Genomic DNA, 13,757 nt, shown 5'->3' with positions numbered 1-13,757 from the left:
TTGACGGAATACTCAAGCATGATCATGACGCAATGTATCTTGATGCTGATTGCAGTAGTATTGTGGTCGGTATCGGCACACCAAGAAAGCAATAAAGTACGCTTTTATAGCTTACTGGCTTTAGTCGCGTTAATTGGCGCAGAAATCTTTGGCCGTGGCGTGTTTTATGGTATGCACTTTACTTTTGGTTTGATTTAGTCACAGTGACGAATAAGAAATGAACTAAATGCCCAAGTCGCGATCAGATCGTTTGTCTAGAACGATCAATCGCAAGGACTTGGGCATGATTAATTTACAAGCTATTTACCGGCGGTTTTTTACACTTTATTCTACAATGATAAGATTGTTTAACTGAATTTGAACTTAAGCAACGAATCCCCTTCCTTATAAATCATGTCCTTAATTATTGTAATAAACATTTTCCTTCCCTTATAAGCTAGACAGTAATGATCAAATTATGATCATCTGCCTCTGTGTTCTGAAGTGCTTTTATCTATTAGCTATTTGGTAGCAATCATTATTTTGATTTTTTCCATAATCTGACTAACTAAATTTTCAGGACGAAACCTCACGCTTTTAGCGCTTTTAGATTTCTCCTTTCCTTGATTGCTAATGTTTTTTTTGGGTTTAATTGTAACAATGCCTAACATTTTTTAGTTTTCTATATTACACATTAGTGTATGAGTTTTTACATATGGTGCATGTAAGATGATATTTTCAGAAGTTTTATCATGTTTAGAGAGTGATTGTGGGCTAAAGCGAAAAGAGATTATCGCAAGGCTGCAGCTGTATCATGTTGAGTTTGCTTTTTTGGATGATGTCACTTTTAGTCGTTGGGTGAACAATGTATCTTCACCAACATTGTACAAGCAGTTATTGTTAGTTGTTTTTTTCAATCTACCATTAGTTGATTTTATTCGAATTTTGGATAAACCTAAGATTGCTAAAAAAGCTCTAAATGTGTTTGAAAATATTTTTGACGAATTAGATGAAAGTTATCATCGGCTACACTATTACTCTAATATGTCTATGGATGCAGAAGTGTGTTTGGAGACTATGGAGACTAAAGAATATTGGGAAAAATTTGGTTGCTTTTACCAACAATTGGATTTCTACTCTGACGTTATTAATATGAAACCTTCTCTAAATCCAATTAAAGAGAGAACTGTAATAAGCATTGAAAAGTCAAATTATCTATTATCTCACGTATCCTTCATACTTAATCCAAATAAAGATTTTCGTGAGCTTACCAATTTAGAAATAGATGATAGTGATGTCTTTGTAAATGTTAGTTATTATTCTTGTCGAGAGTATTTCCATATTTTGCTGGGTAGCATGATGTCATATGTCGCTGTGAATAAAGAGTTTGTGAGAAGTATATATTTTTCCTTTAGAGATAGAAAGTTTATAAAATATATAGAAATGTATTGAATGGAGAGGTTGTACGTGTATATAAAGAGACTGCTGGATTTAGTCCTGTATATATCGCTAGATTTGATTGGGTTGAGCTTGTTTCCAATGGGGTTATTTTTAGCTTAATGCAAGACTGCATATTTTACTCTGAGAATTCTGACAATCATAACGGTATGAATGTTAAGGATTTTAGCTTTTCTTTTTGTTGATTAATTGCTGTTGCTAATTTTATTTGGCCAAGGGTGTTATTGTGTCCTTAGTTTTTTTAAGGTGCAATATGATTATGAATAAAAGACATTACAACTTTCGCTTGGAAATAATAAAGTCCAGCCATGGGCATTGTGATTATGAAGTATTGTCTAGGCCTGAAGGCATAAAATATGATCAGATAGATGAATATTTTAGAGAGTTAAGTCCTTTTGAAGCATTAAATCTTATTAAGCAAACTTTTGATTATTTATCAGCATTTGAAGGAATTAAAGTAAGTATAAATATCAATCGAAGTATGATCGTCAATGAATTATTACATTTGTATTTGAAATCTAGAGTTGAAAGTATAGGTAAAAGAATATCTATAGTATTTGAAATTAATGAATGTTGTTATGATCTTATAGGTAGTGAAGTTTTTATTCGTTTTAGAAACACCTTTAATGAAATGAGTGTGGATTTTTGGCTTGATGATTTTGGAACGGGTGGCGCTAACTTTTCGTTATTAAAGTTAGGAATATTCGATACGATAAAAATAGATAAGAATCTTTTTTGGATGCTGTATGAGTACGGTGGGACATTGTTGCTAGAATTCATTACTTTTATCAGGAGGCTCAACTTTAATGTGATTATTGAAGGCGTTGAGACAGCAGAACAGCTCGATTTTGCTTATGAAAGCGGATGTTTTGCTCAAGGTTTTTACTTTAAAAATGAGAAAGTGAGAAATGAAATTTTATACTAAACTGGTTGCCATTCTTTTGGTCACATTTATGCTATCTGCCTGTAATAAAGAGGAAAATACAGAGTTAGGTTCCAGTAGTACGGGCTCTGGTGAACAAAAATATGTAACGGCGTATTCAAAGGATAGCTATGATTTTGCAAAAAAAGAGCAAAGTGGGCAATATCGTGTTGATTTAACCGACAAAGTTGAACTATCTGCAAATACAGAAATTAAAGTGAGTTCGCTTGAGTTATTAACTTCAGATTCTGATTGTAAGATTTTAAGTCAAGATGATTCGAGTTTTGTCATTACAACAGATAATAACAAAGTATGTGATTACGAATATTTTATTAACTCAACAGACTCAAATGCAGAGTTAGTGGGAAAAATAAGTGGTATTAGCCGTGTGGTTGTCTCTGACGATGTCGAGCAAGCTGAATTGACTCCATTTGGTTATGTTGCCTACCAAGGCCAGGAAGCTAAGATCGATGTAGAAAAAGAGCTCAATAAAGTGGGTGATTTTACTGATCTTGACGGTTATACATTGGATACTGCCGTTTTATCGACCAGTAGTACTGCTCAAGTTCAGTTAGATACTGAAAATAACATTATTGAATATACTCCTGCCCCGGGTTTTCTGGGGTCTGAGCCAATCATGTACAGCATGAAAAATGCGAATGGTGATGTGCTTGCTGGTACCGTTATCGCTACGGTTGCAGATGAAGTGAAAGCAGGAATTGATATTCAAGATACGATTGTGATTAAAGAACCTGTTTTGGTTTCAGAAAGCACCACTGTAGATTTGACTCCATATGTCACTAATTCTGATGATGACTGGCAGCTTATTTATGTCAATAGTTTTGATGCAATGGTGAATCTAACTAATCCGGAAGATTTACAAAATAAAGCATTTGATTTTGTGGCAGAGCATATTGGTGACTTTTATGTCAATGCTGTAGTGACAGACCACCATGGTGGCTTTGATGTGTCACTGATTCGACTTTCAGTACAAGACCCTAATTCAGCTGCTACGTGGAATGATATCATTCAAGATTTGAGTCTATTCAAAGCACCATTGACGTTATCTGAGGCGCAGTCTCAAGGGATTATATTCGCTAGTGCAAATGCAGATAGCGTAGGAGCGAGCGTTGCAGAGTTTAATTTTTCCCAAGCCTCACAATTATGCCAACTAGTTGGTCGATTACCAACAGAAAGTGAATTATTAAGTTTTTATACTGATTCCAAACCAATCCAACAAGGTTGGCCTGTTGATATTCCTTATTGGACTAGTGATATTAATACTGTAGTTGACTTATCTACTGGTGTGTCTAAAACAAGCGGAAATGATTTTTATTACGTAACGTGTATTGTCGAAGGGGGATTTGAAATTTTACCTGAAGAATCCAGTACAGATTCTATTGTTGCTAATGGCGTGGACACTGCTCAGGTTGTAGCAAAACTCACGTCGAATGGTAAACCAGTTGAAGGTCAGGTCATCTCGGCGAGTGTCAATAGTGATAGTGCTGCCCAGATTGAGGACGTCAATGTTACAACGGATGCTGACGGCAAAGCATACTTTAGTATCAGTGATTTAAAGGCTGAAACGGTTAGCGTAACCGTTGCGTTTAACAATAGTAAACGTTCAATGAATGTCGAATTTGTCGCTGATCCTGCTACAGCGGTGTTGAGCCTAGACGTAATTAAGGATAATCAGCCGGTTGAAGGGGGGGTTAACCAGGCTAAAGCGACATTAGTTGATGCCAATGAAAACTTAGTGTCTGATCAAGCTGTTCACTTTACTACTAATGATCCAAAAGCAGTGGTTGTTCAACCAACGGTCAATACTGATGATTTCGGAGAAGCCAATGCAGATATCGGTTATGCTGGTGAAGGCCTAGTAGAAAATCAATCTGTCATATTAACGGCTAGTTATACAAATGCTGATTTCCCGCAACAGGCATCTCAAGTGATTACTTATACTTATACCCCAAGCGGCGATATAGTTAGTTTTGAGCAGACAGGAATAAATAGCAACAATCAAGCCATTATAGAAGCGGTAGTGAAAGATGCTGATGGTATTCCTGTTGACGATATCTTCGTTCATTTCGTGGCAACTGCAGGGGATTGCTCAGTCGTTGATGACGATGTTCGGACCGATGAAAGTGGTTCAGCAATAAACTATGTAGTACGGGGAACTTCGGAGGTTTGTACGGTTACAGCATCCTTGGACGGTCATTCATATACACATCTATCGGTATTGTGGGATCCCTATGTTCAAATTGTGTTGCCTTCAGCTGTTGGTAATAGTGCTGTAGCAGGGAAATGTTCTTATTATGGTTACCCACCCTTGGGTACTGTAGGTACTCTTGATGATTTAGAAGATTGGACGAGAGCTAATATAAAAACCCTAAAAGGATCTTGGCAAAAAGAGAGCGTGAAATATGGATGTGATAATACTTATTATATTAATATTTTTGGATTGACTGGTTATAAAGAAACGGTAGGAAATTGGGGCCCCACTTGTACTGCTGGATATTCAAAGGTACTTGGGGTAGACGCTGACAGTGGATCTCTGCGCGATTTGAATATGGATGTAAAATCGAAGCTAATAATATGTGGCCGATAAAACGAAAGCTAAAAATTAAATTTGAGGTTGTTTTAGATAATTAGCCCATATTTTCCTTAACCCATTGAGTTAATTTCATTAGCTCAATGGGTTATTGTGTTTTTTCACTATTCGGATTTCTTTAAATAAAAATGCTATTTCTCCCCCCCTTTTTTGCTTATACGAGCTTAACCGAATCTTGCTTATGCACTCATCCAAAATAATTTGCATCACTGATTTTAGTATCACTGCTCCTAGTGAATTGCTGAAATTAAAATCAATAAAGTTGTAGTATAAATTAATGTTACAGAAGCGACTCACTTCCACAGTAGTATTTGATTAATTAAAAAACATCTCTCACATGGAATATGCTGGACACTGCGGCTGTATTGTATTTGTGGTGGAGTGATTACGAGATTAATGGTTATTCTTCTAAAGAATAAAGCCATTAACATTATTCGGCTAGAAAAACGATGTCATACACAAATACAGTAGGTTACCGGATATTAGTTAACCTAATTTGTTTGTATATAAAACATTGGAATTGGCAGGTTTTAATTTGTGGCAAGTTAATTGGCAGTGTGTATTTTTTTTAAATTAAAGATGCTAGGGAATTTATTTTCGAAAGAAGGATAATGACACTCCTTACCACGGGGTTGTGCGTGGTTGATGTCATGCAAAGAGGTTATGCAGTTATGATAAAGAAGATTTCCAGTGTGGCTGTAATGAGTTTGCTTTCTCAAGCAGCGTTTGCAGTTGGGGTGGATGGTTTACCTGAGTCTGGTGATATTGATACCACAAGTGCTGAAATTAATTGGGTCGCAAATATTCCAACAGTAGTGTCCGGTAATTGGATAACCATGACTGGTTCTGATGGCGGAAGTGTTAAGGAGGGCGTGCTCAGTGTGGCAAATGATGGGTCGTTTGAATCTGATAATGTTGTTTTAGAGATTCGCCAGTATGACGCTGATTCGGGGCAGATCGGAGGGCCTGTTGAGGTTAACCCTTCAGAGGCTACTCCGGGAAGTATTGTGCCAAGTAAAATAACCTATCAGGTTGAACCCGTTAGTTTTTCATCTGAAAAGGGTGTTGATACTACCGGGGTGGTTGCAGCTGTTTGGGAGAAAGAAGCTTTAATGCAAGAAATTGATCCTGGTGCGGAGTATGACGAACAAGTTGGCTTAAAGGGTTGGCAAACAGTTTGGTCGATCTCGAATAAACCAGGTGGTGAGCTGCCTTTGGTTATTGCTGGAGATAAAATCACAGCAACCACTGTCGTTCGAGCAGATGTTGAGTTCGCGGCAAAATAATTAAATTTATATAGTAAATAATAACGGAGTAATACAAATGAAAAAAACAATCATCGCATCCGCAGTGCTAGGTCTTGTGGCATTTAATACATTTGCTGTTGAGTTAGGTGCGACACCTAATGATGGTGATATTGATACTACTAGTGCAGAAATTAACTGGGTCGCGCAGATTCCAACTGTTGTACCTGGTGCGTGGGTAACGATGACCGGTGCAGAAGGTGGTGCAGTACGTGATGGTGTGTTAACTGTTCAAAATGACGGGAAGTTTGATTCTGATGAAATTCCATTAGAAATTCGTCAGTATGATGCAGATTCTGGTCAAGTTGGTGCTGGTGTGAGTCTAGACTCTACTGGTGCAGATACTGGTGCTGTAGTTCCTGTTTCTATTACATATCAAGCGGAAAATGTGACTTTCACCTCTGAAAAAGGTTACGACTTAACTGGTGCGGATGCGAAAATTACTGAGACTGTCGCGATTGCGGGTCCAGTTACGCCTGGTGCTGATTATGAGCTTAATTCTACCGACGCATGGAAAACAAGCTGGAAAGTAGAAAACGGTATGGGTGGTGAACTGCCGAATGTCATCGCAGGTGATACAATCACAGCAACGACGGTTATTCGTGCAGATGTTGCATTTGCAGCTGTGCCGTAATTATTGATATTGATGGATGATAATTGTTCAGCATGGATGCTGTTCACTGTTCTTAATTTTCATGGTTTGTATGTGGTTCAAAAATATGAAATTTATATTTGGTATGGATTGTAAGGCTATGTGTTTATTCATGGCCTTATTTTTTAGTCATCATAGTTTAGCTGCAGATTCCATTTTGAAAATTATAAATTTATCAACAACGATAGAGAATGAAAAATTTTTCTCTTATACCATTGATGTTTTTAAATTTGAACAACCGAGTTTAGAGGTTAAAGTTAATAACAATACTGGTGAGTTAATGCCAGTTAAAACGAACTTAATCTTAAAAACGGATGTCCCCTCTACATTTCCTGCAGGTTATAGCATTGCAGCTAAAGAGTTAACGAGTACTTGCGAGAAAGCAGATGGTGAAGTAAGTGCTGAAAACTTTGCGCATTATATTCTTGGTGAAGTCGAATTAGATGAAGAAAACACTGTTTTTTTTGATGATCTAGAACCAATGGATAATGGGCTTGGCGTAATAAAACCTTTCACTATTTCATTCGATACTCTAAGTGAAGTCTCTATTAAAGAAAACCGTTGTAAAGGAAAAGCAATTTTAATAGCTGGTTTGGATTTTTAATATAAGACTGTAAAAGAAATGGGCATGGAAAGTATTTAGCATTCTGTGTTTTTTTTTATTTCACTTTGTTGTTTTTGTTTTTTCTGTTTTCGATATTCTGTGCCCATTGTTCGGAGGGTTCTTGTGCGTTCTCAATTTGCTATTGCTATTGCTATTGGCTTTATCCCATTTGCTAAAGCTAATTATATTCCTGAAGGTTTTGAGCACTTTTATGATTTTAAGAAAAATGAATTACGTTTCTTGTTGCCAAACGAAACTGAGGAAGTGATCAAAGTTGAGTCGAACTTTAGGCAGGTCAAAACTATCGTTGACAGCGAAAAATTATCAAATGCTTTGCGGGAATCAGGTGTCAAGGATGAAAAGATTGATGGTGTTTTAAATTCAATTATCAATTCAGATAAGGCATCTGATGTTAAGGCCATGTATTCCTATGATGATAAAACGGTAAAGGTGAGTGTGCCTGCTTCATATATGCGAGAGCAAACAGGTCAGTTAGATTTTACTAGTATGCAGCCTGATGCAAACGCCTTGATTTTAACAAATCGACTTTATTCCAACGGGTATAATGGTAGTTACAATGCTAGTTTAAATACAGAGGCTACATTAGGTTTGGCGAGTAGTCATTTTAATTTTAATGGCGATTTTACCATCGATGAAGATAATTCTGATTATGATGTTCAAATGGCAAGCTATCAATATGACCTGCAGGGGCGTTCACTGGTAGTTGGATATTCGGAATATACATCTTTGATCGATAATTCAACAAGTTTAATGGATTATAGCCAAGGATCTGATGAATATAGTGTCTCTCTTTTTTCCAATGATAATTTACTGTTAAAAGATATCAATAATGGCAAGAAGATTTATTTTGATATGAAAGCCCCTGGTACTGTTGAGTTGCTTCGTGATGGTAGTGTTATATATAGTGATTCTGTCGGACAAGGGCAAAAAACTATTGATTATAAGCGATTGCCTAAAGGTAACTATTCTGCTCAACTTGTACTAAAACCTAATGGTTATGCAAAAGAAGTTTATAACAAGCGAATAAATAATAATGCATCACAAACATCGCTTAGAGGATATGATTATGCATTTTCACTTTCAAATGCTGAATCTGAACGAGGTGAAAATAGATATGAAGTAAATTATTTCAACTCGTCAGGTGTGTTGCAATTATGGGAGGGGAGGATTCTAGTCGGAGCGGGCTTACAGGCTTCTGATGACGCCGTACATATAGGTTCTGGAGTAAAGTATATAGATGGTTCGTTTAATGCTTCAGCCTACGCAACATATCTTTATGATGGCTATTTGTACAGCTTGAGTGGAAATTGGGCTGGAATGAGTCTTGATTATGAATCGTTGCACTTAAATGATAGTGATGTAAGTGATTTGACGGGTGCGAGATATGGCGATGAAGACTATAGCCAATTAACACTTGCATATTCAACTAATGTTGGATTTGGTAATTTAAGCTTTTATGTGAATAAATACTATGAAGAGAATAATAATACTGCATATAAAAGTAATGACATTGATACTTTAAATTTGTCAGCTAATTTTCATACTACATTGTTTGTGAATGTGGGCTTAGATGTTGGATATACTTCAACCAGGGATTTTTCTAGTAGTGCAAGAGATGAAAGGACAATAACGACATCATTTTCTATTCCATTAAGTGATATTTTCGATTATAGCTCTAGCTTTGAACATTCTAATTTAACCGGCTATAGGTTAACAAATAACATTAGATACAACGATTCTGTTTATCAAAATAAAGATATGACGGTTAATGCTGGATTAAATGCTGCTGAATATCTAGATGGAAATGATTCACAAATGTCAATTGGTGGTGATATTTCGGCAAATAGTAAATATTTTGATGCACATGCATTTGCTAATATTTCGGATGACGATTATCAAAATATCTCTGCAGATATAGAGTCAACATCAGTGATTACGAATAACAATATTTATATGACGTCTGAACGCTCGAATTCTTATCTGATTTTGAATAATGATGTATCTGAGAATATAGATAGCAGTGATCTTGGGTTGGTGAATGTTCACTCTTTGTCGGGCAGCAATAGTCGAGAGTTGGTGAGTGATAATTATACTTTGATAGGTTTAGATGAGTATTCTAAATATAAATTTAATTTAGACTCTGAAGTAAGTGGTTTTAACTCTGAAAGTAAGCCGATTGGTTCAATGTATAGTTACCCCGGTACGGTTAAGACGGTTGATAATAAACTTAAGAAGGTAAAAACGTTTTTAACCTATTTCGAAGATTTCAATGATTCGCCATTAAATGACGTTGATTGTGTCGGTGATGGTTGTGTCAGTGTTAGTCGTGTGGGCGATGGTGTTTACAGTATCTCTGTACAAGAAGGTGAGAATTTTAAACTTACGTCGAATAATCAGATGTGTAATTTTAGCTTTGATAACGATAGTAAATATGTTAGTCGATGTTTTCCGCAAATCAAAGAACAAGTTGATGGAATGCAATTGGTTGTTCATGGTCTTGGGAATGATTCTGATAAAGTTTATTATCTTGGGATTATTGAGAAAAATTTTTTAGATGGCATGTCAACGAGTTTAAATAATCTTAACGTTGATATCTTTAGTTATAAATTTAATGGTCAAGAACATATTTTTGCAAAGCTGAATGCTGAAGAGAATAAAAATCAAATTGAATTTTTAAATCAGCTTCAACAATATGCGATTTCGGGTGATCTTGATGGTAAGTATTCTAAGGTGTGGTAAAGTGAAATTATTAAGTGTTTTATTATTTATATTATTCAGTGTTAATGCAAACGCCATTGCAGTCAGTAGTTTATTTGAAGCTGCTGATCCAGATACACATTCTGCTGAGATTGTCATAGAAAATAATGATGGTAAAGATATGTTCATAAACTTAGAAATGGCTAAGGTTGAATATGTTGATGGTAAAAAAGTTGTTACTAAACTGAGTAAAGATAATTTACAAGATTGGACATTCTCAATTAGTCCTAGTCAACTAGTGTTGTCACCAGGTGAAAAAAAGACTATTAGAATGATAAACAAATGTTTACCTGACAAGTGTGAATATAATAGTGACCAAGTTTATGCTGTCGATATTACACCTGTACCATATAGTGAGGGTAAAGTTTCTTCCGTGGCTGTTGCATTTGGTTACCGAGTCTATTTTATGGACCCAGCTAAAAAACCAAATTTGAACTACAGTATTAAACGATTGAATGATAATAAGTTCAAGTTTTCTAATCATAGTAATACGATGCTTAATGCTGTTTTAAATGTTTGCAGTAAAGAGTTCTCAAGTGATTGCATATATCAATATAAATTATTGTCTGGAGCTACTAAAGAATTTAAGTTGCCGGAGAAGGTTCGTAATAAGGCCCATATAAAATTTAATGTGATTAATGCTAATGAAGAAGTTAATGAAGAAGTTTCTATTTAAATATTGCTATTATCTGTTTTTTTTGCTCTTTTTTTCCTTCGGTGCTTCTGCGGTTACCCTGAATGCAGATATCGTTGGAGATCAAATTAAATGGAAAAATGCGAATGTCATTGATGGCAATATTGTTCAAATGATATGGGAAAGCTCTGCTAATGCTAATGTTCATCCCGTTTATGAATGGCGGCCTGCGTTTAATAAGAGCAGCCAAAATTCGATTGTTTTTGAATCTTCGATTGGTGCTTCAGTAGAAACTGAGTTTGAACACACTGGGGTTGAGTTTCGATATGGTGGGCAATTTTCTAGTATTGACGCAAATGCTAATTATAATCATTGTAATTATGAGTCTTCACCGGCAGGTTACTATGCATTGGTCGGTTCGACCTCTTGTGTTGCTGAAAAATCCTTGAGTTCTCAAAATAAGTATAAGCCATTTGAGTTTTATCGCAGCAGTATTCAATTAAATTCATTGGTTCAGGATTTTAAGGAAGCGAATGTTCCTTCTGGCTTATATTACACCAATGTTCAATTACCATTGTCTTATATGGTTAGTTATAGTGGGGTGGAAAGTTACCAAACCTCTATGATATCAGTCACTATTGTTATTAATTATACTCCGTCATTTTTAGACTCTGTCACTATTGATGGTGATGGGGTGTTTAAACTTGATTATGATACGACCCAGCATACGGTTTCAGGTAGTACAAAATTTAATGTGAATGTTAAAGGGCATATTGAGCCGGGATTAAAAATGACATTTGAATCATTGGGAAATCCAGATGAATTTAATTTGAATCATACTGATTCTGATGATTCCATACCATATAACTTAAGGTGTGAGCAATGTGAAAGACCTCAGGTAATATATAATGGTAATCGAATAGACGAATATTCAAATATTCCTTATGTTGGTGATAATATGAATTTCTATCTTGATTTTAATTTTAAAAACTTAGAAGCAGGGGAAGTCGAAGAAGGAGAGTATAAAGATGCGGTTAAAGTCTTATTTGAAATCGACCTTTAATATAATTTTCTCTTGCCTAAGTTTTAATGCGCTGGCTTCAGGCGATGGTTTAAGTTTAGGTATTAATACTGGCATATATTCTGATTCTAAAGATGGGGATAGTGATGTTCAGCATGCATATTCTCGTTTACTTTTTGGTTATCACATGAATGATTTTGGTGGGCAGGTGACACTTACAAAATCTGATGATAATGAACTTGAACCATATTTAGGCATTATAACTTCGTATGACTTTAATGTTGCTAAAAATTATCTTCTTCGCCCAACATTCGGAGCGCAATTTTCAGATGGTCGGGTTGAACCGAACATAGGACTTGAATTACATTATCTTATAACTAATAGTTCACATTTTGTCATTCGCAACGGCTATAAATTGAGCTCTGAACCCGATTACTTATTTGGTTTAGGGTTCGAATATCACTTTCTGTCTTCTGAAGATGACGTGGTACCTTTCGTTGAATCTCCGAATGAATCAATATCACGAAAAAATATAGAGACACATATACCACCAAAATGCGAAAATACCGATAGTTTCAGATTCTTAATAAAAGATCTAAATCCAGAAAATACTTGGACACAGATAAATATAATTATAGATAAGAAATTTTCAGCTAAGATACCAATTATTAATAATGTTGCTGTTTTTAATGGTTCAATACCTATTGAACTAGGTGATTTCTCTATCAGTATGATGGGGAATAATAAGTATAAAAACATTCATACAATGCATAAGGTACTAGCGTCACTTCCTAACTCAAAATGTAATATTTATAAAATTGAAACAAGTGGTGAGTATATAAATGTTAAGGCCGATTAGTTTGTCTATTTTTATAGCGATCTTTTTTTCTATTCAAGGTTTTACAGCCGATTATAAATATGTTGATAACGGGGAAGCGTTTTTAGTATTAAACGGACGTATTAGTCGTGATGAAATGGTTGATTTTAAAAAGCAATTGAGTTATAGGCATTATGATGGCCTCTTACTTCAGTCTCGTGGGGGCTCGGTAAAGGGGGCATTAGAAGTTGCAGCATTAGTTAAAAAATATAATATCGATACTTATACAGAAACCTATTGTTCATCTGCATGTTTATTAATTCTCGCATCAGGAAAGGAAAAGCACGCATATCAAGGTGCATTTATGGGTATACATCGACCGTATAAAAGGAAAAATGATACAGTCATACCAGAACCTATTCATGGTTATACGTATAAACAAATGCTTGACGAATTATCTCGCTCTTTAGGTAAGTATGAATCAGAATATTTCATGAATATGGTATTTTCAGTGCCATCAGGTTCACTTAGTCGATTAAGTAAAGCTGATTTGAGTCGAGTTATTAATTTGTATTCTGTTCCAAAATTTATATAACAGTGATTATTAAAGGTGCTTGTTTTTATCATTAAGCAAGAACATTAATGACAGGCATGAAACTTTAACTCTACAATCAAGAGAGCAATAAAGTGCGCTTTTATAGCCTCGTTGTGTGGTGGCGTTGGTTGCTGCTGAAATCTTTGGCCGTGGTGTGTTTTATGGTATGCACTTCACATTTGGTTTAATTTAACTTAATCGTTTTAAATTCAACCAACTAAAAAACCCGAAACTGAAAAGTTTCAGGGATTTTCATATATTATTTTACAACTATGAGAACTCGTTATGCTGCCTTTTAAAGGGGCTGAGTATATACTGATTTTATTATTAACAATGATTTATAAGCTTATATCTCGAGGTTGTTATGCCCTGCAATGTAACC

The 13,757-nt window shown here is 35.4% G+C and carries 12 protein-coding genes; all 12 read left to right on the top strand.

Annotated features, from left to right (window positions below; all coding sequences use genetic code 11):
• Positions 1 to 198: DmsC/YnfH family molybdoenzyme membrane anchor subunit (locus ACN0WY_RS16950; RefSeq protein ID WP_417801130.1), on the top strand; the 198-nt coding region annotated here is incomplete at its 5' end.
• 510 nt (positions 199 to 708) lie between these two features.
• Positions 709 to 1,431, top strand: coding sequence for a hypothetical protein (locus ACN0WY_RS16945; protein ID WP_394608586.1), 723 nt, complete (start codon positions 709 to 711; stop codon positions 1,429 to 1,431).
• 265 nt (positions 1,432 to 1,696) lie between these two features.
• Complete coding sequence (locus ACN0WY_RS16940; protein ID WP_394608587.1) at positions 1,697 to 2,362, top strand: EAL domain-containing protein; 666 nt, start codon at positions 1,697 to 1,699, stop codon at positions 2,360 to 2,362.
• A complete protein-coding gene (locus ACN0WY_RS16935) occupies positions 2,346 to 4,967 on the top strand; it encodes an Ig-like domain-containing protein (protein ID WP_394608588.1) in 2,622 nt (873 codons plus the stop codon). Before ACN0WY_RS16940 ends, ACN0WY_RS16935 begins: the two co-directional genes overlap by 17 nt.
• A 674-nt stretch (positions 4,968 to 5,641) precedes the next feature.
• Entirely contained in the window at positions 5,642 to 6,256 is a 615-nt protein-coding gene (locus ACN0WY_RS16930) for a hypothetical protein (RefSeq protein ID WP_394608589.1), read from the top strand.
• Between the two features lie 37 nt (positions 6,257 to 6,293).
• On the top strand, positions 6,294 to 6,908 hold the full coding sequence (locus ACN0WY_RS16925; RefSeq protein WP_394608590.1) for a hypothetical protein: 615 nt from the start codon (positions 6,294 to 6,296) through the stop codon (positions 6,906 to 6,908).
• Positions 6,909 to 6,993: 85 nt separating this feature from the next.
• Positions 6,994 to 7,530 carry a hypothetical protein gene (locus ACN0WY_RS16920; protein WP_394608591.1) on the top strand — a complete coding sequence of 179 codons (537 nt, stop codon included), beginning with the start codon at positions 6,994 to 6,996 and terminating at the stop codon, positions 7,528 to 7,530.
• A 123-nt stretch (positions 7,531 to 7,653) separates the two neighbouring features.
• Complete coding sequence (locus ACN0WY_RS16915) at positions 7,654 to 10,290, top strand: CS1-pili formation C-terminal domain-containing protein (RefSeq protein ID WP_394608592.1); 2,637 nt, start codon at positions 7,654 to 7,656, stop codon at positions 10,288 to 10,290.
• 1 nt (position 10,291) lies between these two features.
• Positions 10,292 to 10,984 (top strand): pilus assembly protein, encoded by a 693-nt coding sequence (locus tag ACN0WY_RS16910; protein ID WP_394608593.1) that lies wholly within the window; start codon positions 10,292 to 10,294, stop codon positions 10,982 to 10,984.
• The gene (locus tag ACN0WY_RS16905; protein WP_394608594.1) at positions 10,965 to 12,005 is read left to right on the top strand and encodes a hypothetical protein; all 1,041 of its coding nucleotides are present in this window, start codon (positions 10,965 to 10,967) and stop codon (positions 12,003 to 12,005) included. The genes ACN0WY_RS16910 and ACN0WY_RS16905 overlap by 20 nt, the downstream gene beginning before the upstream one ends.
• Positions 11,989 to 12,822, top strand: coding sequence for a hypothetical protein (locus ACN0WY_RS16900; protein WP_417801129.1), 834 nt, complete (start codon positions 11,989 to 11,991; stop codon positions 12,820 to 12,822). Before ACN0WY_RS16905 ends, ACN0WY_RS16900 begins: the two co-directional genes overlap by 17 nt.
• A gap of 1 nt (position 12,823) precedes the next feature.
• Positions 12,824 to 13,375 carry a hypothetical protein gene (locus ACN0WY_RS16895; RefSeq protein WP_394608597.1) on the top strand — a complete coding sequence of 184 codons (552 nt, stop codon included), beginning with the start codon at positions 12,824 to 12,826 and terminating at the stop codon, positions 13,373 to 13,375.
• The last annotated feature ends 382 nt before the right edge of the window (positions 13,376 to 13,757 follow it).

It is taken from the genome of Tenacibaculum sp., from assembly GCF_048269885.1.
Taxonomy (GTDB): domain Bacteria; phylum Bacteroidota; class Bacteroidia; order Flavobacteriales; family Flavobacteriaceae; genus Polaribacter.
The sequence above is the reverse complement of the archived record's forward strand: the minus strand, read 5'-3'. Positions and strand labels throughout refer to the sequence as shown.

What these genes read in the sequence shown, in the direction of transcription:
- ACN0WY_RS16945 (WP_394608586.1), top strand. Translation starts at nt 709, where the DNA reads ATGATATTTTCAGAAGTTTTATCATGTTTAGAGAGTGATTGTGGGCTA.
- ACN0WY_RS16940 (WP_394608587.1), top strand. Translation starts at nt 1,697, where the DNA reads ATGAATAAAAGACATTACAACTTTCGCTTGGAAATAATAAAGTCCAGC.
- ACN0WY_RS16930 (WP_394608589.1), top strand. Translation starts at nt 5,642, where the DNA reads ATGATAAAGAAGATTTCCAGTGTGGCTGTAATGAGTTTGCTTTCTCAA.
- ACN0WY_RS16925 (WP_394608590.1), top strand. Translation starts at nt 6,294, where the DNA reads ATGAAAAAAACAATCATCGCATCCGCAGTGCTAGGTCTTGTGGCATTT.
- ACN0WY_RS16905 (WP_394608594.1), top strand. Translation starts at nt 10,965, where the DNA reads ATGAAGAAGTTTCTATTTAAATATTGCTATTATCTGTTTTTTTTGCTC.
- ACN0WY_RS16935 (WP_394608588.1), top strand. Translation starts at nt 2,346, where the DNA reads ATGAAATTTTATACTAAACTGGTTGCCATTCTTTTGGTCACATTTATG.
- ACN0WY_RS16920 (WP_394608591.1), top strand. Translation starts at nt 6,994, where the DNA reads ATGAAATTTATATTTGGTATGGATTGTAAGGCTATGTGTTTATTCATG.